Genomic DNA, 20,546 nt, shown 5'->3' with positions numbered 1-20,546 from the left:
GGTCGTTTTTTATCGGACCCGCGCCGGATTACCGACCACCGTCGCGCCGGCGGGTACGTCGCGCGTCACGACCGATCCCGCGCCGATGATCGCATCGTCGCCCACCGTGACGCCGGGCAGGATCATTGCCCCGCCACCGATCCACACATTGCGCCCGATCGTTACCGGACGCCCGAATTCCAGCATCTGTGCGCGCACCGCCGGGTCGCGCGGATGGTCGGCGGCAAGGATCTGCACGCCCGGCCCGATCTGCGTCTTGTCGCCGATGGTCACGGCACACACGTCGAGGATGACGCAGCCATAGTTCATGAACACTTCGTCGCCGAGGGTGATGTTATAGCCATAGTCGATATGGAACGGCGGACGGATCACGACGTCCCTGCCGACCCCGGCCATGATCTCGCGCAGCAGACCGCGCTGTTCGTCGCGGTCGAGCGCGATGCGGGCATTGTAGCGGTCCATCCACGCCGCCGCCCGTGCGACATCGGCGACCAGTTCGGCATCGCCGGCATGGTACAGCTCGCCAGCGATCATCTTCTGCTTTTCGGTAAGCATTCAGAACATTCCCTGGGCACGCAGGCTCGTATGCCCCTTCGCGCCGATGATGAGGTGGTCATGGACGGTGATGCCCAGCGGTTTGGCGGCGGCGGCGATGGTGCGGGTCAGGTCGATATCGGCCCGGCTGGGGCTGTGATCGCCGCTCGGATGATTATGGACCAGAATCAGCGCGGCGGAGCCGAGGTCGAGCGCACGGCGGATCACCTCGCGGGTATAGATCGGTGCTTCGTCGATCGTCCCCTCCGCCACCAGTTCGTCGCGGATCAGCAGGTTGCGGCTGTTGAGGTGCAACACCCGAATCCGCTCGACCGCCTGATGCGCCATGTCGGCATGGAGATAGTCGAGCAGCGCCTGCCAGTTCGACAGCACCGGCCGCTCGGTCACCTGCGCCTGCAGCATCCGCGTCGCGGCGGCCTGCGCGATGCGGATCGCCGCCACCGCGCTGTCGCCCATGCCCGACACCTTGCCCAGCGCCAGAGGATCGGCCGACAGCAGCCCGCCGATCCCGCCGAATTCGTGGAGCAGCGTCTTGGCCAGCGGCTTCGTATCACGGCGCGGAATTGCCAGCGTCAGGAGATATTCGACCAGCTCATGGTCGAGCAGCGCCGCGCCGCCATGCTCCAGCAACCGCCCGCGCAGGCGGGCACGGTGGCCGGTGCCATCGGTCTCGGGCGTGGTCATGGCCACCCGCCTAGCGGATCGCGCGCGGCGGGGCGAGGGGGCGGCTCAATCCTCGCCCCCCGGCTTCAGGTCGTCGTCGGACGGGGTGTAGTCGAGAATGTCGCCCGGCGTGCAGTCGAGATAGCGGCAGATCGCAGCCAGCGTGGCGAAGCGGACCCCCTTCACCTTGCCCGATTTCAGCAGCGACAGGTTCGATTCGGTGATGCCGATCGCCTCGGCCAGCTCCTTCGACCGCACTTTCCGCCGCGCCAGCATCACGTCGAGATTGACGATTACCGGCATCAGACGAAATCGGCCAGCTCGCGCTCCGCCCGGATGCCAGCCTCCAATGCCCAGATCGTGGCATAGGCGGCGAAGGCCAGCAGCAGGAGCAGGAACGCGGTATCCACCTGGATCGGGTTGGACAATGCGGTGGAACCACCCACCCCATTGTAGAGCAGTCCGGCCTGCAAGACGGGACACACGATCCGCGCGACCGCCAGGGTGATCGCAGCGCGGGAGGCGCGGCGTAGCCACGGCAGCGCCTCGGCCAGTGCATGGTGCCGCTGCTGCCCAAGGCGGCGCAGCGCCATCCCGACGGCAAGGAACAGGACCGCCATCGGCCCCGATTCCAGCAGCACGATCGCTGCCAAGCCGACGCGGACGCCCGGCTCCGCTACCCATCTGTCGAATTGGCCGCGTGACTTGGTGTCGCGCTTCAATCGGGCAAGCGTTTCGTCGGGCAGCAGGTTCGCCGCATCCGCACCGCTGCGACACCGCTGTTCCCCACCGCAGTTCAGATAGGGTCCCGGTGCCGCCGCTGCGACGATCGTCATCACCCCCAGCAATGCTGCGATGACGAGGAACAGCATACCGACCCTGCGGCTGGTCCGCGCTTTTTTCGGCGGCAACGAATATCCGTCAGACACAACATACTTTCTGTTTTACAGCAATTATTGTCGATGATACGACATTGGTCACGGCGAAGCGACTGCCGTTTGTGGGAAGGGTTTCACATGATTCGGTTGGAAAAGGGCGTCCTGGGCGCAGTGTTGGCGCTCGCCTCCACAACGGCGATGGCACAGGAGCGGATGGCACCGCCGCGCGAGGCAGCGGAGGTCGCCATCGGCGTGCTGCATCACGGCACCGATTTCCATCCGCTCGGCGGCAAGCTGATTTTCGACCTGCCCAAGCTGCCGGACGGCCAAATCTATGAGGGGTTCGAAGAGAACGGCACGGTCGACGTGCAGATCGCCTATCGCACCGCACCCCTGCGCATCCTGCTCAAGCCCCGCCTGACCGCCAAGGCGCAGATCAATACCGCCGGGCGCACCAGTTTCTTCAGCATCGGCGCGGAATGGCGCCAGCATATCCTGCGCGGCCGGGTCTATGGGCAGGTCGGGATCGGCGCGACGGTCATCGACGGCTACAGCTTTACGCCCGATCCGTTCCAGCCGGGGATTTCCAACGACGAGGCATGGCGGCGCTACGACATCTATCGCCGGCGGACCTCGTTCGGGTCGAAAATCCTGTTCAATCCCAATGCCTCGATCGGCGTGCGGGTCGACCGGCGCTGGGCGGTCGAACTGGCATGGGAGCATTTCAGCCATCGCCAGATCTTTTCCGACACCAATCCGGGCATCGATAATGTCGGCATCCGTGTCGTCCGGCGGCTGGGGCGGTGATGCTGGCGCTCCTCGTCGCCGCGTTGCTAGCACAGGCCGCGCCGGTCCCGCCACCACCAAGCGACGAGATCGTCGTGGCGGGCGAACGCCAGCGCAATTTCCGGATCGTGACGAAGCGGGCGTGGCTGGTCGGGCCCACCCGCTGCGCGCTGAAACCGTCCAGCGGCGACCCGCTGTTCGATGCCGCGGTCTGTCGGGCCTATCTCGCCTGCGTGCCGACGATCCGCACCGCGGCGGAGCTGGAGGCCTGTATTCGGCCGCCGATGGCCGACGCGGCCCAGGGTTGGCAGGACCGGCGCAAGGCGGCGATGGTGCCGCGGCGACCCGCTGGCTGAGACAAGTTCCGTTGCGCTGCCGGAACCGTTTGCCGCCTCTCGCGCTTGACCCCGGCGGCGTGAGGCGCGACGAACGGGACTGAACAGCGGAGTGAGTGGTCTGGGCGGTGACGACGAGCAGGCGGTGGAGACCGTGGCGTCGCCGCGTCGCCGGGGCCGCAAGCGCCGGCGGTTCGCGCAGGTGCTGCTGGTCGTCAGCGGCATCGTGCTGCTGCTTGCCGGGCTGGTTTGGACGCAGCGCAAGCCGATCGCCGACAATCTGGTCCGTCGCGAACTGGAAAAGCGCGGGATCGCCGCGCGGTATCGCATCGCACAGATCGGGCTGGGCCGACAGCGGCTGGTCGGTGTGGTGCTGGGCGATCCGAAGGCGCCCGACCTGATCGCCGACTGGATCGAGATCGATACCGATGTGTCGCTGAACGGGGCGAAGGTCACCGGCGCGCGCGTCGGACAGGCGCGGCTGCGCGCCACCCTGCGGCCGGACGGGACGGTTTCGTTCGGGCAGATCGACAAGCTGCTGCCGCCGCCCTCCGGCAAGCCGTTTGCACTGCCCGATTTCGATGTGGGCGTCGACGATGGCCGCATCCGCCTGACCACGCCGTACGGCGTCATCGGTGCGAAGCTCGCCGGGCGCGGCAATCTGGCGGACGGGTTTACCGGGCAACTGGCGGCGGTATCCGAACGGCTGGCGCTGAACGGCTGCGGCATCGATCGGCTGGCGGCGAACCTGTCGCTGCGCACCGCACGCACCGGCCCGTCATTCACCGGCCCGATCCGCGCCCAGGCGGCGGCGTGCGGCGATGTGCGGCTGGCCGGGCCGGCGATGCGGGCGGAAGCGACGCTCTCACCCGGCTTCGACCGGTGGCGCGGGCGGGCAGAGGTTGCGGCCGATCGAATCGTCGCTCCCCGCACGCAGGTCGCCGCGCTGTCGGGCACGATCGGGTTCGATGGAGGAGCCAAGGGAACGACCGGTGCGATCGACCTGGCATCGGGCGATTTCGTGCTGCCGCAGCTGGCCGGGCAGGGGCTGTCGATCGCCGGACGCTATGCGGTGGACGGCGTGCCCGCGTTCGACGGGCGGATCGGCGCGCGTGGCGCACGCCTTGCCCCCGCGATGGTGGCCCGCATCGCGGGCGGCGCGCAGGCCGCCGCCGGAACCCCGGTCGCACCGCTGGCGATCGCGGCGACCCGCGCGGCGGGCCGGGCGCTGCAACGCTTCGATGTGTCGGCGGACGTCGCCGCCCGCCCGCTCGCCGCGCGGATCGACCGGCTGGCGTTCGTCGCGGCCAGCGGTGCGCGCGCGACGCTGCGCGATGGGCCGGTACGTTGGGTCTCGGGCAAGGGCGTGGCGCTGAACGGTACGCTGGCGATGGGCGGCGGCGGGCTGCCGGTCGCCAGCGTGCGCCTGTCGCAGGCAGCACCCGGTGCCCCGGTCAATGGCACCGCGACGATCGCCCCCTATGCGGCGGGCGATGCCCGGCTGGCGCTGTCCCCGGTACGCTTCCGCACCGCCGCCGATGGCGCGACCCGCATCGAAACCCGCGTCGAACTGTCGGGACCGTTCAGCGGCGGCCGGATCGACCGCTTTGCACTTCCGATCGATGCGCGCTGGGACGGCGGCGGACGGCTCGTGGTGAATACCGGCTGCGTGCCCGTCGCCTTCGACCGGCTGCGCGTATCGGCGCTGACGCTCGATCCGGCACGGCTGCGGCTGTGCGCGGCGGACGGTGGCATGGTCCGGCTGGCGGGTGGGCGAATTGGCGGCGGGGTGTCGACCGGCGCGACCCGGCTGACCGGCACGCTGGGCGGCACCCCGGTCACGCTGGCGGCTGGCGGCGGACGCTTCGGCCTTGGCGACCTCGGCTTCGCGCTTACCGATGTGAAGACCCGGCTGGGCAGCCCCGACCGCATCAGCGTCCTCGACCTCGGCACGCTGACCGGCCGCGTCGCGAACGGCGTGGTCGCGGGGAAATTTGAACGGGGCGAGGGGCAGATCGGCAACGTCCCGCTGCTGATTCGCGACGCCGCTGGCGACTGGAAACTGGCCGGTGGCGTCCTTTCGCTCGACGGCGATGTCGGGGTGCGCGACGCCGATCCGCAGCCACGATTCGAACCGCTGCGCAGCGACGATTTCAAGCTGACCCTGAGCGGCAACGACATTCGCGCCGGCGGTACGCTGAAACACCCGGCCAAGGGGGCGAAGGTGACCGACGTCACCATCGTCCACGACCTTGCCACCGGACGCGGCAATGCGGTGCTGGCGGTGCCCGGCATCACCTTTGGCGATTCGTTCCAGCCGAACGAGCTGACTCGCCTGACCTTCGGTGTCGTCGCCGATGTGAAGGGCACCGTTTCGGGCCGCGGCGATATCGCGTGGAGCCCCGATGGCGTCACCTCGACCGGCACCTTCCGCACCGCCGACACCGATCTTGCCGCCGCGTTCGGTCCGGTGAACGGGCTGGCGGGCGAGATCCGCTTCACTGACCTGCTCGGCCTCGTCACGGCACCTGGACAGGTCGCGACGATCGCGGAGGTCAATCCGGGCATCGCGGTGACCGACGGCGTGGTCCGTTATCGCCTGATCGAAGGGATGCGCGTCCAGATCGAAGGCGGGCGCTGGCCGCTGGGCGGCGGCGAAATGGTGCTGGAGCCGACGATTCTTGATTTCGCCGAGGATGTCGAACGGCGCATGACCTTCCGCGTGACCGGGGTCGATGGCGGGCTGTTCCTGCAGCAGTTCGAATTCGACAATCTGAACGCGTCGGGCGTGTTCGACGGCGTGCTGCCGATGATCTTCGACGCCAATGGCGGCCGCATCGAGGGCGGCAAGCTGCAATCGCGCGGTGGCGGCAACCTGTCCTATGTGGGGGAGGTGTCGAAGGAGGATGTCGGCTTCTGGGGCAATCTGGCGTTCCAGGCGCTGAAATCGATGAACTATCGCCGCCTGACGATCGAGCTGGACGGCCCGCTGGCCGGTGAGATGCTGACCGCGATCCGTTTTGCCGGGGTCAGCCAGGGCAAGGGGACGTACAGTAATTTCCTGATCCGTCGCCTTGCCAGCCTGCCGCTGGTCTTCAACGTGCGGATCAAGGCACCCTTCCGCCAGCTGATCGATTCGGTACAGAATTACTACGACCCCAAACGGCTGATCGAACGCAACCTGCCCGCGCTCCAGGCCGAACAGCGTCGCCGCGAACAGGGCTTGCCACCGGCGCCGCTCGACACCACCATTCAGCCCTCCGAAAGCGAGACTGTGCCATGAACGACAGCGTGACGATGTTCAGAGCCTTGATGATCGGTGGCACCGCGTGCCTCGCCGGCGGCTGCGTCAACGTGGCCGCGCCGGACAAGCCGATCGTCATCAACCTGAACATCAACATCACGCAGGAAGTGGTGTATCGCCTCGATGGGGAGGCGAAGACGCTCATCCAGGATAACCCAGGGATTTTCTGACCATGCACGCATATGTCAAATACGGTCTCGCCGCAGCCGCCTTCGTCGCGGTCGCCGGGATTGCCGGCACCGCATGGGCGCAACGCGACCCGGCCTATCAGGCCGCCCGCGCGGCGGGGCAGGTGGGCGAACAGCCCGACGGCTATCTGGGCGTCGTCGGCGGCGGCACGCCCGAGCTTCGGTCGCTGGTCGCCAACATCAACATCCAGCGCAAGGCCGCCTACACCCGCGGTGCACAGTCGGGCGCGACGGTCGAGCAGTTCGCGTTCGTATCGGGCTGCAACCTGATCGCGCAAACCAAGCCGGGCGAGAAGTACAAGACGCCGGGCGGCGGCTGGGAAACCCGCGGCAATGGCCCGCCGGAGCGTGACCCGCGCTGCGTGTGAGAGTTGAAAAATTAGCGTATCATGCGCTATATCTATCAGGCGGTATCAGGGTTCAGTGATACACCTCCAGACCCCGGTCGTGCCAGCGGCCGGGGTCTTTAACTTTCGCTGACGGCTTGTGGGCGCCAGTTTTGCCAGTTCGATCAGTCGGACGATCCACAAAATGGTGTCTGACAACGCCAGCATTGCCCAGCCAGCTTCGATAGCAATGTGGACGATTTGGAATAGCATAGTGGTTTCTCCAGCAAGGCCTGCAAGGGGCTCTGCTGGGATCCACTGATCCGGGTTCGCCGGGAAGTATGCCGCATTCGTAGAGTGGGTCTCTACGATTGCGGACCTCCCGCCACACCCCGTTCATCCTCCGGAAAGGTTTCCACGCGAACGCCAAGGTTGACTCGAAACCGTCACCTTCCTAAAGCGCGCCTGCCTTGGCGGGCTCGCCATCCGGCGCATATCCGGCCCGACCGACTGGTCGTGGGAGGGGATGATGGCGGAGAACGAGCCCGGACTAGACCCCTTGCCCGAAGATGCCCGGATCACCTCGCTCGATGAGCGATTGCGACGGGCAAAGGCGGACGAGGCGATCCGATCCGGTCAGGCGCGCGACGAAGCGGGGGAGAAAAACTACCGCCTCGGCAATCGCGTGCTGGCTGAACTGGTCGGCGGGATGGTCGGGGGGGCGGTGATCGGGGGAACCCTCGACTATCTGCTCGGCACCTCGCCATGGCTTCTGCTCGTGCTGCTGTTCCTTGGAATTGCCAGTGCGTTCAGGAATATCATCAGGATTTCGAACCGGCGTCCGGACTGACAGTCCTCGGGCGCCTTGGCATATCGGGGCGAAGCGACGTGGCGCAGGCAGGCAAGATCGATCCGATGCACCAGTTCGAGGTGCAGACGATCTTCAACATTCCCCTGGGCGATCACGTCCTGCCGTTCACCAATTCGGCGCTGTGGATGATCGTCGCGGCGGTCGCGCTGTTCGTGTTCATGATCGGCGGCATGAAGCAGCAGCAGGTGCCCGGTCGCTGGCAGATGGCGGTCGAGGGCTTCACCGGCTTCATCGACAAGCTGCTCGCCGCGAACATCGGGCATGAAGGGCGCAAGTACCTGCCCTACGTCTTCTCGCTGTTCATGTTCATCCTGTTCGCGAACGTCGTCGGCCTGCTGCCCTTCGGCCTGGTCGGGCTGCACCCGTTCACCGTCACCAGCCACTTCACGGTGACCGGTGTCCTCGCCATCGCCAGCTTCTCGATCGTGCTGGTCGTCGGCCTGTTCAAGCATGGCCTGCGCTTCTTCAGCCTGTTCGCGCCGAAGGGCACGCCGATCCCGGTGCTGCTGCTGGTCGCGCCGATCGAGTTCGTGTCGTTCATGGTCCGCCCGTTCAGCCTCGCGCTGCGACTGTTCGTGGCGATGACCGCCGGGCACATCTTGCTGAAGGTGCTGGCGGGCTTCATCATCAATTCAACCGCGACCGGTGCCGGCATCGGCGTGCTGGTCAGCGTGCCCAGCTTCGCGCTGATGGTCGGCGTGTCGGCCCTCGAAATGCTGGTCGCCGGCGTGCAGGCCTATGTCTTCGCGCTGCTGACCTCGCTCTACATCAACGATGCCGTGCACCTGCACGACCATCACTGATCCAACCAACATACAAGATTTTTCCAAGGGAGTTTTCGACATGGAAGCAGACGCCATCAAGTTCCTCGGCGCCGGTCTCGCAGCTATCGGTGCCGGCCTCGCCGCACTCGGCGTGGGCAACGTCTTCGCCGCCTTCCTGCAGGGCGCACTGCGCAACCCGTCGGCAGCGGCCGGCCAGCAGGGCAACATGTTCATCGGCTTCGCCGCCGCCGAACTTCTCGGCCTGCTGGCGTTCGTCGTCGCCGTGCTGCTGATCTTCGTCGCGTAACATGCGTGACGCCCGGCGCGGGGGTTAGCCCTGCGCCGGACTCCCGGTCCGGATGACGGACCGGTTTCGACCGGGCGATGGCGCCCGGTCGACCAGACCAATACGGGACGTTTCATGCCGCAAATCGAGCAGCTCGCCGCGACCTGGGGGTCGCAGGTCTTCTGGCTGGTGCTGACCTTCGGCATCGTGTTCCTCGTCGTGGGCCTCGGCATGGTGCCCAAGGTGCAGGGCACGGTCGACCAGCGTGACCAGGGCATCGCCGCCGACCTCGCCGCCGCCGAACAGGCGCGCGGTGCGGCGGATGCGACCGAAGCGGCATGGCGTGCCCGCGAAAATGCCAGCCGCGAGGCTGCGCAGAAGCTGTTGGCCGAAGCCCGTGCAAAGGGTGCGGCGGCGGCCGCCGAACGGCTGGCCGCGGCCAATGCCGACATGCAGGCCCGCGTCGCGCAGGCCGAAGCCGATATCGCTGCCCAGCGTGGCGCGGCAATGGCGCAGGTCGAACACGTCGCCGCCGAGGCGGCACAGGCGATCGTCGAGCGCGTGTCAGGCGTGCGGGTCAGCGAACAGGACGCGCAGGGCGCGGTGAAGGCGGTGCTCCATGGCTAATCCGAACGTCGCGCACAGCAGCCCCACGCTGAACGAAGCGATCCACGAAGAGGGCCTGGCCAAGACCGGGACCGAAGCCGTCGAGGGTTCGCACGGCAGCACCACCGGAACGGCGCACGCCGATCCCACCGCGCTGGGCCTGAACGCCACGGCATGGGTCAGCGCGGCGATGCTGCTGTTCTTGCTGGTGCTGGTCGTGAAGGGCGTGCCCGCCGTGATCGGCCGCCTGCTCGACGGTCAGATCGCTGCGATCCGCACCCGCCTCGACGAAGCGCGCACCCTGCGCGCCGAAGCCGAAGCGCTGCGCGACGAATATACGTCGAAGATCGCCGGGATCGAGGCGCAGGCCGCCGAGATGGTCGCCCATGCCGAAGCCGAGGCGCAGGCGCTGCTGGTGAAGGCCGAGGCCGACGCCGCCGAACTGACCCAGCGTCGTGCCAAGATGGCGACCGACAAGATCGCCGCCGCCGAACGCGCCGCCATTGCCGAGGTCCGCGCGACCGCCGCCGATGCCGCTGCGAAGGCTGCGAGCGCGCTGATCTCGACGCACCTGTCGGGTGAAGCCGACCGCGCGCTGGTCGACCGGACCATTGCCGGTCTGGGTGGTAGCCGCCTGAACTGATGCCACCGCACCGGACCCCGTGGTTTCAGCTCCAGCGGCTGACGCGGTGGTCCGGTCGCGAGCCGCGCGGGTTGTTTTGGCCGTGGGTCGCCTGCGTCATGGTCGCCAACATGATCGCCGGGATGATCGTCGGTATTCCGATGTTCCTTGGCATCGCCCGCAACATGGCGGCTTTTGCGGAAGCAAATCCGGATCGGACCACGGTGACCGCCGGCCCCGGCTATTATTCAATGCAGATCGATGGACCGGTCCCGCCGACGTTGATGCTGGAGCCGATGCGCTGGTTCATCCCCGGCGTCGCCATCGTTACCCTGTTCTCGTTGCTGCTGCTGGCGGCATCGGTCGTCCGCAGGCTGCATGATTCCGGGCGGCCCGGCTGGGTCGGGCTGTTGCCGGTGCCGTTTCTCGGCATCGGGTTGATCGCGTTCTGGCTGGTCTTCGATCAGTTCGGGCAGCGGGACATGGTGCCGGATACCGGCGCGTTCCTGCTGCTGTTCGGCAACAACGTCGTCTATCTGACGACATTGGCCGTGCTGGTCGTGCAACTGTGCCGACCGAGCGATCCCGGACCCAATCGCTTTGGTCCACCGCTGGACTGAACCCTTTCGCACGGCCTCTTTCGGGTTTCCGGCCGTGCCCGTTTCCTTTCCGAGCCCGCAAATGGAGTAAGCGATATGGCATGGGCCATTCTCGCGGTTGCGGTCGTGTGTGAGATTATCTGGGCGCTGAGCCTGAAATGGGCGGCGGGGCAGGGGACGCTGGCCGCGTCCGCCGTGCCGATCACCTTGTCGTTCGTAAATATGGGGCTGCTGGCGCTGGCGATGCGCGGCATTCCGGCCGGCACCGCCTATGCGGTGTGGACCGGCCTCGGCGCGGTCGGGGTCATCATCGGCGGCGCGATGCTGTTCGGGGAAAAAATCGCGCCGGTGCAGGCGGGCTTCATGGTGCTGATCGTCGTCGGCGTGGTCGGCACCAAGCTGTTCGCGCAGGGGTAAGTTTCTTGAAACCGTGTCCCCGCCTGTGCGGGGATACGCGTCTCCATGATAACCGTTACCGCTAACAAGAATCGTTGGACAACGCCCCGAGCCGTGAGGATACTCGCCCGATAATAACAGGGAGAGGGTTTATGCGAGCATTTCACGGGCGGCGTACGCTTGGCTGGGCGATCGGCGCGGCACTGGTATCGATTGCCACGCCGGCACTGGCGCAGAGCGACAGGATGGAGCCGATGGCAGCCCCGGCCCAGCCCAATGCCATCCCGCTGAACACCGGGACGCTGCCCGGCGCGACCGCGAAGGAATCGTGGCACCGGCAATATGGCAGCAGCTTCACCCGCAACGTGACCGATGCGACGCTGACCCCGTTCCTGCCCGATCCGGCCAAGGCCACCGGCACGGCGGTGATCGTCGCGCCCGGCGGGGGCTTTCGTACGCTGTCGATGTCGAACGAAGGCTGGGACGTGGCCAAGGCGCTGGCCGAGCGCGGCGTCGCCGCCTTCGTGCTGAAATATCGCCTGAACCAGACGCCGGCTGACATGGCCGGGTTCGAAACGTCGATGCGCGAGATGTTTTCCGGCACCGCACCCCGCCCGCGTCCAGCGCCGGGGGCTGCCGGCAACATGCTCGCCCCGCAGATCGCCGATGCCAATGCCGCCTTCGCGCTGATCCGGTCGCGCTCGGGCGAATGGAAGGTCGATCCGAACCGCATCGGCATGATCGGCTTTTCGGCCGGCGCGATGCTGACCATGGCGACCACCCTGTCGAACGGCCCCGCGAAGCCCGCGTTCATCGGCGACGTGTACGGCCCGCTCGCCGCGATGGGGCCGGTGCCCACCGACGCGCCGCCGCTGTTCGTCGCGATCGCGGCCGACGATCCGTTCTTTGCGAATAGCGGGTTCGGCCTGATCGAATCGTGGAAGACGGCGAAGCGTCCGGTCGAATTCCACCTGTACGAACAGGGCGGGCACGGGTTCGGCATGTATCCGAAGCCGACGACCAGCACCGGGTGGTTCGACGCGTTCGTCCGCTGGATGGACATGCATGGCTGGACGAAGCGAGCGGGTTGACCCCCGCGCCCCGCTTGGCGGCGGCCGGGCGGGGCGCTAAGTCCTTGTGCGGGCGACCAAGCCCATGGAGGGATTGCCATGAAGTTCCTGTTCACCGCCGCCGCGTTGCTGGCGACGCCGCTGGCCGCCTCGGCCCAGACCGCGCCGGCCCCGGCGTCGGCCACCGCCAAGCTGACCATCGACAGCAGCATCGAAGCCATCGCTGCCAATCCGAAGGGGAAGGCGATCCTCGACGCGCAGTTTCCGGGCATGCTGGCACACGAATCCTACCCGATGTTCAAGGGGATGAGCCTGAAGCAGGTCCAGCCCTATGCCCAGGGCAAGGTCACCGATGAACAGGTCGCGAAGGTCGCTGCCGAACTCGCGAAGCTAAACTGACATGGTGCGCGTCGGCTTGATCGGGTTCGGCCTTGCCGGCGCGTCGTTCCACGCGCCGCTGATTGCGACCGTCGAGGGGATGGAGCTGGCGGCGATCGCCACCTCGCGCCCGACCGATCGCTTTCCCGGTGCCGTGCGCCACGCCGATCCGATGGCGCTGATCGACGACGACAGCCTCGACCTGATCGTCGTCGCCACGCCCAACGACAGCCACGCCCCGCTGGCGCAGGCGGCGCTGGCCGCCGGGCGGCATGTCGTGGTCGACAAGCCGCTGGCCACCGACGACGCCGATGCCGTCGCGCTGGTGCAGTTGGCGCGCGGGGCGGGGCGGTTGCTCAGTGTGTTCCACAATCGTCGCTGGGACAGCGATTTCTTGACCGTCGAACGGTTGCTGCGCGAGGATGCGCTGGGCGAGGTGCAGCTGGCCGAGCTGCGCTGGGACCGGTTCCGCCCCGCGATCAAGCCAGGCTGGCGCGAGGAGGGCGGGCCGGGCAGCGGACTGCTGAGCGACCTCAGCCCCCATATGATCGATCAGGCGATCCGCCTGTTCGGCATGCCCGATGCGGTCGCGGGCGACGTGACGACGCAGCGCGACGGCGCCGGCGTCGACGATTATTTCGAGGTGGTGCTGCGCTATGGCGCGCGCCGCGTCACCATCGGTTCCGCCTCGCTGGTCGCCGCCCCCCGCCCGCGCTTCGCCCTGCACGGGACCAGGGGCAGCTTCGTCAAACATGGCATCGATCCGCAGGAGGCGGTGCTGCGTGCCGGCGGAATGCCGACCGACAGCGGCTATGGCATCGAACCCGATCATCAGTGGGGCCTGCTGACCGATGCCGAGGGTGCTGCGCGTCCGGTGCGGTCGGAAACGGGCGACTGGCGCGGGTTCTACCGGGCGATGCGCGATGCGATCCGGGGCGAAGGCGAGGTACCGGTCGATCCGGTCGACGCAGTACGTGGCCTGCGCATCATCGAAGCGGCACGGGCGGGGTAGATTTCGTCGCGTTACAAGCCGTTAACGCTCGACCGGTAAGCTCGCCCGGAATGTTCGACCTGCCCGACCTTTCCACGCTGCGCCTGTGCAGTTTGCTCGCCAGCACCGCGTTCGCGCTGGTGTTCGCGGCGGCCGGGTGGCGGCAACGGACGCCGTATATGTGGTGGTGGGCGGCCGCGACCGGCAGCTACAGCGCGGTTCTGCTCGGCTATGAAGCGGCCGGGGAGCCGCTGTCGCCCTGGGCGGCGGGGCCGCTCAACGGCCTGCTGGCGTTGTCGATCGCGTTCATCCTCGCCGGTATTCGTGCCTTCGATGGACAGGTGCCGCTGAAGCGCTGGATGCTCGGCGTCGTTGCCGGCGTGGCGATCGTGCCGGCAATCGCGATGGGGCTTCCCGGTGCAGCGGGGGCGATGACGGCGCGGATATTGCTGTCGCTCGGGCTGGGGTTTGCCAGTTTCCTGTTCTGCTGGCCGTTGCTGGTCAGCCGCGCCGATGACGGCACGCGGACGATGCGCCGGTTCGCCGGGGTCGCGCTGCTGGTCTATGTGCCCTGCTATGTGGCGGCGGCGATCGGCGAGTTCCTGTCGGCCCGGGCGGTGCATTACATCGCGCTGGTCCCGATGCTGGCCGATCAGATGCTGATGGGCATCGCCAACCTGTCGCTGCTGTCGATCCCCGGGCTGCGATCGCAACAGCAATTGCGCCAGATGGCGCTGCGCGATCCGCTGACCGGCGTGGGGAACCGTGCCGCGCTGGCGGCGGGCGCGGCCGAACTGCTGGTGCCGGGGCGGGTGGCGCTGCTGATCGATGTCGACCGGTTCAAGGCGATCAACGACCGCCACGGCCATGCGGTGGGTGACCGGGTGCTGGTGGCGATCGCGACGGCTCTGCAACGCAGCGTCGGCGGCGATTTCGTCGCGCGGCTGGGCGGCGACGAATTCCTTGTCATCACCCGTGCCGACGATCCGGCACAGGCCGCCGAACGGTTGCGCCGCTGCGCCGGTCGCGGGGAGGCGGGGCTGCCGGCATGGACGCTCAGCATCGGCGCGGCGCCGATCGAACCCGGCGACCGCTCGATCGACGATGTGATCCAGCGGGCCGACCTGCTGATGTACCGCGCCAAGAGCCGGGGTCGTACCGCGGCGGCGGCATGACGCTGGCGCTCGCGGGCCGCGCTCCCTAAATCGGCGGGAATGTCGGAAACCCCCAACGCCCCCAATCGCTTCCACGAGGACAAGGCCAGCTTCACCGTGCGCGGGTCGGACGCGCCGGACATCGACGCCGGTGTTGCCGCGATCCGCAACGTGCTGGCGACGCTGCCCGCGCGGCCGGGCGTGTACCGGATGCAGGATGCGCGCGGCGAAGTGCTGTATGTCGGCAAGGCGCGCGCGCTGAAAAACCGCGTGGCGAACTATACGCAGGTGTCGCGCCTGACCAAGCGGTTGCAGCGCATGGTCGCGCAGACCCGCAGCATGACCATCGTCACGACCAATAACGAGGCGGAGGCGCTGCTGCTCGAAGCGCAGCTCATCAAGCGCTATCGCCCGCCCTACAACGTGCTGCTGCGCGACGATAAGTCGTTTCCGTTCATCCTGCTGCGCGCCGACCACGACTTTCCGCGCATCCAGAAGCATCGCGGAGCAAGGCGGGCGAAGGGCAATTATTACGGCCCCTTCGCCAGCGCCGGATCGGTGACGCAGACGCTGAACGCGCTGCAGAAGCTGTTCCTGCTGCGCTCGTGCACCGACAATTTCTTCAAGACGCGCGACCGGCCGTGCCTGCTGTACCAGATCAAGCGCTGCTCGGCCCCCTGTGTCGGGCGGATCGACCAGGCGGCCTATGCCGAGCTGATCGCCGATGCGAAGGATTTCCTTGGCGGCAAATCGACCAAGGTGCAGGCGAAGCTGGGCGTGCAGATGCAGGCGGCGGCGGAGAATATGGACTTCGAACTGGCCGCCGTCCTGCGCGACCGGCTGAAGGCGCTGACCTTCATTCAGGGGTCTCAGGCGATCAATGCGGATGGCGTCGGCGATGCCGATATCTTCGCCATGGCCGCCCGCGAGGGGACGATCGGCATCCAGGCATTCTTCATCCGTGGTGGCCAGAATTGGGGCCATCGCAGCTTCTTCCCGGCGCATACCAACGACGTGCCGGAGGAGGAGGTGATGTCCGCCTTCCTGATGCAATTCTACGAAGAGGTGCCGCCACCGCGCAACGTCTTCGTCGACCGCGATCTGGCGGAAAGCGAGGTGCTGGCCGAGGCGATGGCCGAGCGCGCCGGGTTCAAGGTCGCGCTGTCGGTGCCACAGCGCGGCGTCCGCCGCCGCCTGCTCGACCAGGCGAAGCGCAATGCCGAGGAGGCGCTGGAACGCCGCAACGCGGAGTCCACGACCCAGGCCAAGCTGCTGCGCGAGGTCGCCGATCTGTTCGAACTCGAGGGGCCGCCCGACCGGATCGAGGTGTACGACAACAGCCATATCCAGGGGACCAACGCCCTGGGCGCGATGGTCGTCGCCGGGCCGGAGGGGTTCCGCAAGGGCCAGTATCGCAAGTTCAACATCAAGCAGGCGCAGACCAACGACGACTTCGCGATGATGAAGGAGGTGCTGACCCGCCGCTTCGCCCGCGCGCAGGAGGAGAATCCGGATCGCGAAACCGATCGCGACGGCAATGGCTGGCCCGACCTCGTGCTGATCGACGGCGGCAAGGGGCAGCTGAACGCGGCGAAGGCGGTGCTGGAGGATCTGGGCATCGAGGATGTCTGCATGGTCGGCGTCGCGAAGGGGCCGCATCACGGCCGCGACGGGCGCGAGGTGTTCCACCTGATGGACGGGCGCGAACTGATGCTGCCGGTCAATTCGCCGGTGCTGTTCTATCTCCAGCGGCTGCGCGACGAGGTGCACCGCTTCGTCATCGGTGCCCACCGCGACAAACGGTCGAAGGCGATCGGGGCCAGCCCATTGGACGACGTGCCCGGCATCGGCCCGGCGCGGAAGAAGGCGCTATTGATGCACTTCGGCACCGCCCGCGCGGTGCGCAACGCCAGCCTCGAGGATCTGCAAAAGGCACCCGGCGTGAGCAAGGCGATGGCACAGGGGGTCTATGACTTCTTCCACGCCCGTTGAGGTCGCGCTCGACCCGGCGCTGGTGGCGCGGGCGCAGGCGGCGGGGATCGATGTTGCCGCGACCTGCCACGCGGCGCTGTTGCGGGCGGTCGAGGAAGCGGCGTTGGCCGGACTGCGCGCCGAGACGGCGGCGGCGATCGCCGAATGGAACGACTGGGCCGGGTCGCCCGAATAAGGCCGGTGTCTCAACCGGCTCCCGTTCGCAGTGCTTACCGGATACCCCGCTGGATAAAGTTGCGGATCGCCTGCCAGCGCCGGGCCTCGCCGGTGTCGCCCCGGTTGCAGGCGCGGGTACTGCGCGATCCGGCCACGTCCGGTGCCGCGCGGCCGTGGCGGGCGACCAGGAAAATGGCGTCGGTGCGATCGATGTCGTCGTCGATCATCTTGCCCTCCGGAGATAAAGTTACCGCGCCCAACGACGCCTTCGCGGCTCCTGTTCCCCGTGTCGACCCCCGAATTCCCGCAATTTACAGGCAATTTTCGGTACGCAGCGGTAACAATACGCACTGCATCTGCGAGACAGTGGTTAACGGAAGAACGGTACACCACGTACAAAATATGCGATGCAGCGGGCGCGGCTTTATGGGATGTTTACGCGACCCCGTGCAGGACACGCCCATGGCAACGCCGGTATTCCTGACGATCGACACTGAATTGATGTGGCGGCACCATGCGGCGGACCTGCCCGCAACGGCCGTCGTCGCCCGCTCGCTCGAACCCGCCGGGGTCGGGGTGAGGTGGCAGCTGGAGCGGCTGCGCGCGTACGGGCTGAAGGCATGCTTCTTCGTCGATCCACTGCCCGCGCGCCTCTATGGCATGGGCGCGATCGCCCCGACCGTGGCGGCGATCCTGTCGGCGGGCCAAGAGGTGCAGTTGCACCTGCATCCTAACTGGGACGGGGCGGCGGTGGGCGACCGGGGGCGGGCGCATGGCAGCTTCGAACTGGTCGACCTGTCGCGCGACCAACAACAGGACATGCTGGGCGAGGCACGCGACCTGCTGCGCGCGTGCGGCGCGCCCGATCCGGTGGCGTTCCGCGCCGGCAGCTACAGCGCCAACGACACGACGATCGACGCGCTGGCCGCGCTCGGCTTCGCCTATGACAGCAGCCACAACGGCGCGCATCATCCGTGGCCCAGCGCCATGTCGCTGTCGCCCGACCTGATCGCGCCGGTCGCGCATCGCGGCCTGATCGAGCTGCCGGTGACGACCATCGCCATGCCCGGCGGCGGTCGGCGCCATTTCCAGATCTGCGCGCTGTCGGCGGCCGAGATGCGCGCCGCGCTGGCCCATGCCGCCGCGCAGGCCCATGCGGCGGTCACGGTCGTCAGCCACGGCTTCGAACTCGCCAACCGGCAGGGGACGCGCGCCAACGGCGTCCATGTCCGCCGGTTCGAGGCACTGTGCCGCACGCTGGCCGACCGGGCCGGGGCGCTGCCCACCACCCATTTCCGCGACCGTCCGCCGCTGCGGCTGGGGCAGGACGACCGCCCGCTGCCCGCCAGCGCATGGCGCACGCGGCGGCGGCAGGTCGAACAGCTGTGGTCCAACTGGGTCGAGGAACGCGCGGCATGAGCGTTGCCGTCCCCTGGCCGCTGAAGTTCCAGATCGGCGCACGGACCCTCTTTTCGATCCGCCGCCGGCTGGTGCGCGTGCCGCTCGAACTGCGCGACGTGCTGTCGGGGGAGTCACCCATCCTGCCGCCGTTGCCACCGGGGGCCGATGGCTGGTCGGTAACCTCGCTGCCCGAACCGTTGCTCGACGCGGTACGCCCCGACAGTGGCTTCGCGTTCGTCCGGCAACGCTACACCCGTTACCATGCCGACCTGACCATCGGCTTCGACACGTGGTTCGCCGGCCTGTCGGGCAATGCGCGCTCGGGCCTGAAGCGCAAGGCGAAGAAGCTGGCCGAGGCGAATGACGGCACGCTCGACGTCCGCACCTATCGCACACCCGCCGAACTGGCCGAATTCCACGGCATCGCCCGCCGGGTCGCGCAGCATACCTATCAGGAAAAGCTGCTCGGCGCCGGCCTGCCCGACACCATGGCGTTCCGCGCCGAAATGCAGGGCAAGGGTGCGGCGGGTGAGGCATTCGGCTGGCTGCTGTTCGTCGGCGGCAGCCCGATCGCCTACCTCTATTGCCCGATGGCGCAGGGCGATGTCCGCTACGATTATGTCGGCCACGACCCCAGCTGGAGCGAATGGTCGCCCGGCAGCGTCCTGCATCTGGAGGCGTTCCGCACCCTCTTCGCCGACCCGGCCGCGCTGCGCTTCGACTTCACCGAAGGGGAAGGCCAGCACAAGCGCCAATTCGCGACCGGCGGCACGCCCTGTGTCGACCTGCTGCTATTACGCGGAACGCTCGGCAACCGCGCGACGGTGAAGGCACTGCGGGCGTTCGACGGCGGCGTGGCGCAAGTGAAGCGGGCGCGGGAATGGCCGGTGATCGGGCCGCTGGTGGCGCGGGTGCGGCGGGGGTAGAATATGCCCGCGTCGACCCGCGCCTAACCACCGATGCAAGGAACTCGCGCGATTCCGATATGGCCATGGCGCTGTAGGAACGGGAAACTCGCCCGAACCCAAGCGCCGATAAGGCCGGTTATCAGCGCTTGTCGCAGAGGAAGTTGATGCGCAGCGGCATCAGCCGCAGCTTGGCGCTGTCCTGCAGCGTGGCGACGGCGACATATGGCGTGTCCGGCTTGCCTCGCAGCGTCAGCGAGGAGTCATCGCCCTGTGTCTCGATGCCGCTGGTCGTCCAACCCGCGTAGCTTTTGATCGCATCCGTTCGAAACGCTGCTACCTGCGCCGGCTTTCCGGAAACGCTGACGACGACATCCTGATGTCCGGAAATACATTGTTCGATGGCCGGGGGTACTTCCAAGGGGCGTCCTTTCTGCTGTGGACGACGGTATCATCACCGTACCGCATCGACCAGATCCTGCGCTGAGCCGGCGGATACCGCAATACGCTGCATTCGGACGGTGACACTGCTAAACCCACCTCATGCACCTGACCGCCCCCGCGATCCTCCTGTCCGTCCGCGCGCACGGCGAACATGGCGCGGTCGTGCGGGCGCTGACCGAACATGCCGGCGTCCAGCCCGGTTACGTCCGGGGCGGGCGGAGCAGGGCGATCCGACCGATCCTGCAACCCGGCAACCTGATCCGCGGCGACTGGCGCGCGCGGACCGATACGCAGCTGGCGGCGCTGACCGTCGAGCTGATCGAGAGCCGTGCGCCGCTGTTCGCCGAACCGCTCGCCGCCGCCGCGATCGACTGGATGTGTGCGCTGACCGCCTATGCGCTGCCCGAGGCGCAGCCCTATCCCCGCATCCATGCCGCCTTGGACGGGCTGTTCTCGGCAATCGCCGTCGCGCCGGGGGCCAGCGACTGGGTGGGGGCGCTGGTGCGCACCGAGCTGCTGATCCTGTCCGAACTGGGGTTTGGCCTGTCGCTCGACGAATGTGTCGCGACCGGCGTCACCGATGACCTGACCCATGTCAGCCCGAGGAGCGGCGGCGCGGTGACGCGCGCGGCGGCGGTCGGTCTCGAACATCGGCTGCTGCCGCTGCCCGCCTTCCTGGTCGAAGGGGGACGGGCCGACTGGGCGGCGGCGTTCGATGGCCTCACGCTGTCGGGCCATTTCCTGTCGCGCGACCTGCTGGGGGTGAAGGGACAGGATATCCTCGCCGCGCGCACGCGGCTGGTCGAGCGATTGAAAAGGACGGTTGCGTGAGGGCGGGCGCTTGGGGCAGAGGCTCCCCCACGCAATCTTCGTGCG

Annotated in this window: 27 protein-coding genes; 21 read left to right on the top strand and 6 right to left on the bottom strand. The window is 67.7% G+C overall.

From position 1 onward, the window contains the following. Positions 1-9: 9 nt before the first annotated feature. Genes ASE58_RS03450 through ASE58_RS03435 form a run of 4 tightly spaced genes read right to left on the bottom strand, consistent with a single transcriptional unit; the run spans position 10 to position 2,090 of the window. On the bottom strand, positions 10-555 hold the full coding sequence (locus tag ASE58_RS03450) for a sugar O-acetyltransferase (protein ID WP_055817840.1): 546 nt from the start codon (positions 553-555) through the stop codon (positions 10-12). Next, on the bottom strand, positions 556-1,239 hold the full coding sequence (radC, locus tag ASE58_RS03445; protein ID WP_055817838.1) for a RadC family protein: 684 nt from the start codon (positions 1,237-1,239) through the stop codon (positions 556-558). Between the two features lie 45 nt (positions 1,240-1,284). After that, complete coding sequence (locus ASE58_RS03440) at positions 1,285-1,521, bottom strand: helix-turn-helix domain-containing protein (RefSeq protein WP_055759714.1); 237 nt, start codon at positions 1,519-1,521, stop codon at positions 1,285-1,287. Next, positions 1,521-2,090 carry a hypothetical protein gene (locus ASE58_RS03435; protein WP_055817835.1) on the bottom strand — a complete coding sequence of 190 codons (570 nt, stop codon included), beginning with the start codon at positions 2,088-2,090 and terminating at the stop codon, positions 1,521-1,523. Before ASE58_RS03435 ends, ASE58_RS03440 begins: the two co-directional genes overlap by 1 nt. 144 nt (positions 2,091-2,234) lie before the next feature. On the opposite strand from ASE58_RS03435, the gene ASE58_RS03430 reads away from it, so the two are divergent. From ASE58_RS03430 to ASE58_RS03345, 18 genes are all read left to right on the top strand, one after another. Continuing rightward, positions 2,235-2,903, top strand: a complete 669-nt coding sequence (locus tag ASE58_RS03430) for an acyloxyacyl hydrolase (RefSeq protein ID WP_156347590.1) — start codon at positions 2,235-2,237, stop codon at positions 2,901-2,903. Next, positions 2,903-3,238, top strand: coding sequence for a hypothetical protein (locus ASE58_RS03425; RefSeq protein WP_055817833.1), 336 nt, complete (start codon positions 2,903-2,905; stop codon positions 3,236-3,238). Before ASE58_RS03430 ends, ASE58_RS03425 begins: the two co-directional genes overlap by 1 nt. A 91-nt stretch (positions 3,239-3,329) precedes the next feature. Then, entirely contained in the window at positions 3,330-6,500 is a 3,171-nt protein-coding gene (locus tag ASE58_RS03420; protein ID WP_235513474.1) for a YdbH domain-containing protein, read from the top strand. Continuing rightward, on the top strand, positions 6,497-6,691 hold the full coding sequence (locus ASE58_RS03415) for a YnbE family lipoprotein (protein WP_055759722.1): 195 nt from the start codon (positions 6,497-6,499) through the stop codon (positions 6,689-6,691). Before ASE58_RS03420 ends, ASE58_RS03415 begins: the two co-directional genes overlap by 4 nt. Before the next feature lie 2 nt (positions 6,692-6,693). Further along, positions 6,694-7,077 carry a YdbL family protein gene (locus ASE58_RS03410; protein WP_055817831.1) on the top strand — a complete coding sequence of 128 codons (384 nt, stop codon included), beginning with the start codon at positions 6,694-6,696 and terminating at the stop codon, positions 7,075-7,077. A gap of 487 nt (positions 7,078-7,564) precedes the next feature. Then, positions 7,565-7,885, top strand: coding sequence for an AtpZ/AtpI family protein (locus tag ASE58_RS03405; protein WP_055761505.1), 321 nt, complete (start codon positions 7,565-7,567; stop codon positions 7,883-7,885). Positions 7,886-7,923: 38 nt separating this feature from the next. Continuing rightward, positions 7,924-8,709 (top strand): F0F1 ATP synthase subunit A, encoded by a 786-nt coding sequence (locus ASE58_RS03400; RefSeq protein WP_055759728.1) that lies wholly within the window; start codon positions 7,924-7,926, stop codon positions 8,707-8,709. A gap of 40 nt (positions 8,710-8,749) precedes the next feature. Continuing rightward, complete coding sequence (locus ASE58_RS03395) at positions 8,750-8,977, top strand: F0F1 ATP synthase subunit C (RefSeq protein WP_055759731.1); 228 nt, start codon at positions 8,750-8,752, stop codon at positions 8,975-8,977. 114 nt (positions 8,978-9,091) lie between these two features. Then, positions 9,092-9,583, top strand: a complete 492-nt coding sequence (locus ASE58_RS03390; RefSeq protein ID WP_055817829.1) for a F0F1 ATP synthase subunit B family protein — start codon at positions 9,092-9,094, stop codon at positions 9,581-9,583. Next, on the top strand, positions 9,576-10,205 hold the full coding sequence (locus ASE58_RS03385) for a F0F1 ATP synthase subunit B family protein (RefSeq protein WP_055817827.1): 630 nt from the start codon (positions 9,576-9,578) through the stop codon (positions 10,203-10,205). Before ASE58_RS03390 ends, ASE58_RS03385 begins: the two co-directional genes overlap by 8 nt. Next, positions 10,205-10,804 carry a DUF805 domain-containing protein gene (locus ASE58_RS03380; RefSeq protein ID WP_055817825.1) on the top strand — a complete coding sequence of 200 codons (600 nt, stop codon included), beginning with the start codon at positions 10,205-10,207 and terminating at the stop codon, positions 10,802-10,804. Before ASE58_RS03385 ends, ASE58_RS03380 begins: the two co-directional genes overlap by 1 nt. 75 nt (positions 10,805-10,879) lie before the next feature. Next, on the top strand, positions 10,880-11,200 hold the full coding sequence (locus tag ASE58_RS03375) for a DMT family transporter (RefSeq protein ID WP_055817823.1): 321 nt from the start codon (positions 10,880-10,882) through the stop codon (positions 11,198-11,200). A gap of 131 nt (positions 11,201-11,331) precedes the next feature. Continuing rightward, on the top strand, positions 11,332-12,270 hold the full coding sequence (locus ASE58_RS03370) for an alpha/beta hydrolase (protein ID WP_055817821.1): 939 nt from the start codon (positions 11,332-11,334) through the stop codon (positions 12,268-12,270). A gap of 78 nt (positions 12,271-12,348) precedes the next feature. Further along, positions 12,349-12,648: a hypothetical protein gene (locus ASE58_RS03365; protein ID WP_055817819.1), complete on the top strand. Its 300-nt coding sequence runs from the start codon at positions 12,349-12,351 to the stop codon at positions 12,646-12,648. A 1-nt stretch (position 12,649) separates the two neighbouring features. After that, positions 12,650-13,639 (top strand): oxidoreductase, encoded by a 990-nt coding sequence (locus ASE58_RS03360; RefSeq protein WP_055817817.1) that lies wholly within the window; start codon positions 12,650-12,652, stop codon positions 13,637-13,639. Between the two features lie 50 nt (positions 13,640-13,689). Next, a complete protein-coding gene (locus ASE58_RS03355) occupies positions 13,690-14,793 on the top strand; it encodes a GGDEF domain-containing protein (RefSeq protein ID WP_055817815.1) in 1,104 nt (367 codons plus the stop codon). A gap of 39 nt (positions 14,794-14,832) precedes the next feature. Then, positions 14,833-16,764: an excinuclease ABC subunit UvrC gene (gene uvrC / locus ASE58_RS03350; protein WP_055759758.1), complete on the top strand. Its 1,932-nt coding sequence runs from the start codon at positions 14,833-14,835 to the stop codon at positions 16,762-16,764. After that, positions 16,742-16,939 (top strand): type II toxin-antitoxin system CcdA family antitoxin, encoded by a 198-nt coding sequence (locus ASE58_RS03345; RefSeq protein WP_055817813.1) that lies wholly within the window; start codon positions 16,742-16,744, stop codon positions 16,937-16,939. The genes uvrC and ASE58_RS03345 overlap by 23 nt, the downstream gene beginning before the upstream one ends. A gap of 34 nt (positions 16,940-16,973) precedes the next feature. Here ASE58_RS03345 and ASE58_RS17790 read toward each other — a convergent pair whose 3' ends face one another. After that, positions 16,974-17,147 (bottom strand): hypothetical protein, encoded by a 174-nt coding sequence (locus ASE58_RS17790; protein ID WP_156347589.1) that lies wholly within the window; start codon positions 17,145-17,147, stop codon positions 16,974-16,976. 235 nt (positions 17,148-17,382) lie between these two features. Here ASE58_RS17790 and ASE58_RS03340 point away from each other — a divergent pair, with 235 nt between their 5' ends. Together ASE58_RS03340 and ASE58_RS03335 are read left to right on the top strand one after the other, a co-directional pair. Continuing rightward, positions 17,383-18,339 carry a polysaccharide deacetylase family protein gene (locus ASE58_RS03340; protein ID WP_055817811.1) on the top strand — a complete coding sequence of 319 codons (957 nt, stop codon included), beginning with the start codon at positions 17,383-17,385 and terminating at the stop codon, positions 18,337-18,339. Continuing rightward, complete coding sequence (locus ASE58_RS03335; RefSeq protein ID WP_235513472.1) at positions 18,336-19,247, top strand: GNAT family N-acetyltransferase; 912 nt, start codon at positions 18,336-18,338, stop codon at positions 19,245-19,247. Before ASE58_RS03340 ends, ASE58_RS03335 begins: the two co-directional genes overlap by 4 nt. Positions 19,248-19,368: 121 nt before the next feature. On the opposite strand, the gene ASE58_RS03330 is transcribed toward ASE58_RS03335, so the two are convergent. Continuing rightward, positions 19,369-19,647 carry a hypothetical protein gene (locus tag ASE58_RS03330; protein WP_055817808.1) on the bottom strand — a complete coding sequence of 93 codons (279 nt, stop codon included), beginning with the start codon at positions 19,645-19,647 and terminating at the stop codon, positions 19,369-19,371. A gap of 122 nt (positions 19,648-19,769) precedes the next feature. On the opposite strand from ASE58_RS03330, the gene recO reads away from it, so the two are divergent. Next, entirely contained in the window at positions 19,770-20,501 is a 732-nt protein-coding gene (gene recO / locus ASE58_RS03325) for a DNA repair protein RecO (protein WP_055817806.1), read from the top strand. Positions 20,502-20,546: the final 45 nt, after the last annotated feature.

The sequence above is a fragment of the Sphingomonas sp. Leaf9 genome, from assembly GCF_001421355.1.
Lineage (GTDB): Bacteria > Pseudomonadota > Alphaproteobacteria > Sphingomonadales > Sphingomonadaceae > Sphingomonas.
Note: the sequence above shows the minus strand (reverse complement) of the source record. Positions and strands in the feature narration are given on the sequence as shown.

What these genes read in the sequence shown, in the direction of transcription:
- ASE58_RS03380 (WP_055817825.1), top strand. Translation starts at nt 10,205, where the DNA reads ATGCCACCGCACCGGACCCCGTGGTTTCAGCTCCAGCGGCTGACGCGG.
- ASE58_RS03390 (WP_055817829.1), top strand. Translation starts at nt 9,092, where the DNA reads ATGCCGCAAATCGAGCAGCTCGCCGCGACCTGGGGGTCGCAGGTCTTC.
- ASE58_RS03405 (WP_055761505.1), top strand. Translation starts at nt 7,565, where the DNA reads ATGGCGGAGAACGAGCCCGGACTAGACCCCTTGCCCGAAGATGCCCGG.
- ASE58_RS03335 (WP_235513472.1), top strand. Translation starts at nt 18,336, where the DNA reads ATGAGCGTTGCCGTCCCCTGGCCGCTGAAGTTCCAGATCGGCGCACGG.
- ASE58_RS03425 (WP_055817833.1), top strand. Translation starts at nt 2,903, where the DNA reads ATGCTGGCGCTCCTCGTCGCCGCGTTGCTAGCACAGGCCGCGCCGGTC.
- ASE58_RS03360 (WP_055817817.1), top strand. Translation starts at nt 12,650, where the DNA reads ATGGTGCGCGTCGGCTTGATCGGGTTCGGCCTTGCCGGCGCGTCGTTC.
- ASE58_RS03345 (WP_055817813.1), top strand. Translation starts at nt 16,742, where the DNA reads ATGACTTCTTCCACGCCCGTTGAGGTCGCGCTCGACCCGGCGCTGGTG.
- ASE58_RS03340 (WP_055817811.1), top strand. Translation starts at nt 17,383, where the DNA reads ATGGCAACGCCGGTATTCCTGACGATCGACACTGAATTGATGTGGCGG.
- ASE58_RS03365 (WP_055817819.1), top strand. Translation starts at nt 12,349, where the DNA reads ATGAAGTTCCTGTTCACCGCCGCCGCGTTGCTGGCGACGCCGCTGGCC.
- ASE58_RS03395 (WP_055759731.1), top strand. Translation starts at nt 8,750, where the DNA reads ATGGAAGCAGACGCCATCAAGTTCCTCGGCGCCGGTCTCGCAGCTATC.
- uvrC (WP_055759758.1), top strand. Translation starts at nt 14,833, where the DNA reads ATGTCGGAAACCCCCAACGCCCCCAATCGCTTCCACGAGGACAAGGCC.
- ASE58_RS03440 (WP_055759714.1), bottom strand. Translation starts at nt 1,521, where the DNA reads ATGCCGGTAATCGTCAATCTCGACGTGATGCTGGCGCGGCGGAAAGTG.
- ASE58_RS03450 (WP_055817840.1), bottom strand. Translation starts at nt 555, where the DNA reads ATGCTTACCGAAAAGCAGAAGATGATCGCTGGCGAGCTGTACCATGCC.
- ASE58_RS03410 (WP_055817831.1), top strand. Translation starts at nt 6,694, where the DNA reads ATGCACGCATATGTCAAATACGGTCTCGCCGCAGCCGCCTTCGTCGCG.
- ASE58_RS17790 (WP_156347589.1), bottom strand. Translation starts at nt 17,147, where the DNA reads ATGATCGACGACGACATCGATCGCACCGACGCCATTTTCCTGGTCGCC.
- ASE58_RS03415 (WP_055759722.1), top strand. Translation starts at nt 6,497, where the DNA reads ATGAACGACAGCGTGACGATGTTCAGAGCCTTGATGATCGGTGGCACC.
- ASE58_RS03370 (WP_055817821.1), top strand. Translation starts at nt 11,332, where the DNA reads ATGCGAGCATTTCACGGGCGGCGTACGCTTGGCTGGGCGATCGGCGCG.
- radC (WP_055817838.1), bottom strand. Translation starts at nt 1,239, where the DNA reads ATGACCACGCCCGAGACCGATGGCACCGGCCACCGTGCCCGCCTGCGC.
- recO (WP_055817806.1), top strand. Translation starts at nt 19,770, where the DNA reads ATGCACCTGACCGCCCCCGCGATCCTCCTGTCCGTCCGCGCGCACGGC.
- ASE58_RS03355 (WP_055817815.1), top strand. Translation starts at nt 13,690, where the DNA reads ATGTTCGACCTGCCCGACCTTTCCACGCTGCGCCTGTGCAGTTTGCTC.
- ASE58_RS03430 (WP_156347590.1), top strand. Translation starts at nt 2,235, where the DNA reads ATGATTCGGTTGGAAAAGGGCGTCCTGGGCGCAGTGTTGGCGCTCGCC.
- ASE58_RS03375 (WP_055817823.1), top strand. Translation starts at nt 10,880, where the DNA reads ATGGCATGGGCCATTCTCGCGGTTGCGGTCGTGTGTGAGATTATCTGG.
- ASE58_RS03435 (WP_055817835.1), bottom strand. Translation starts at nt 2,090, where the DNA reads ATGCTGTTCCTCGTCATCGCAGCATTGCTGGGGGTGATGACGATCGTC.
- ASE58_RS03385 (WP_055817827.1), top strand. Translation starts at nt 9,576, where the DNA reads ATGGCTAATCCGAACGTCGCGCACAGCAGCCCCACGCTGAACGAAGCG.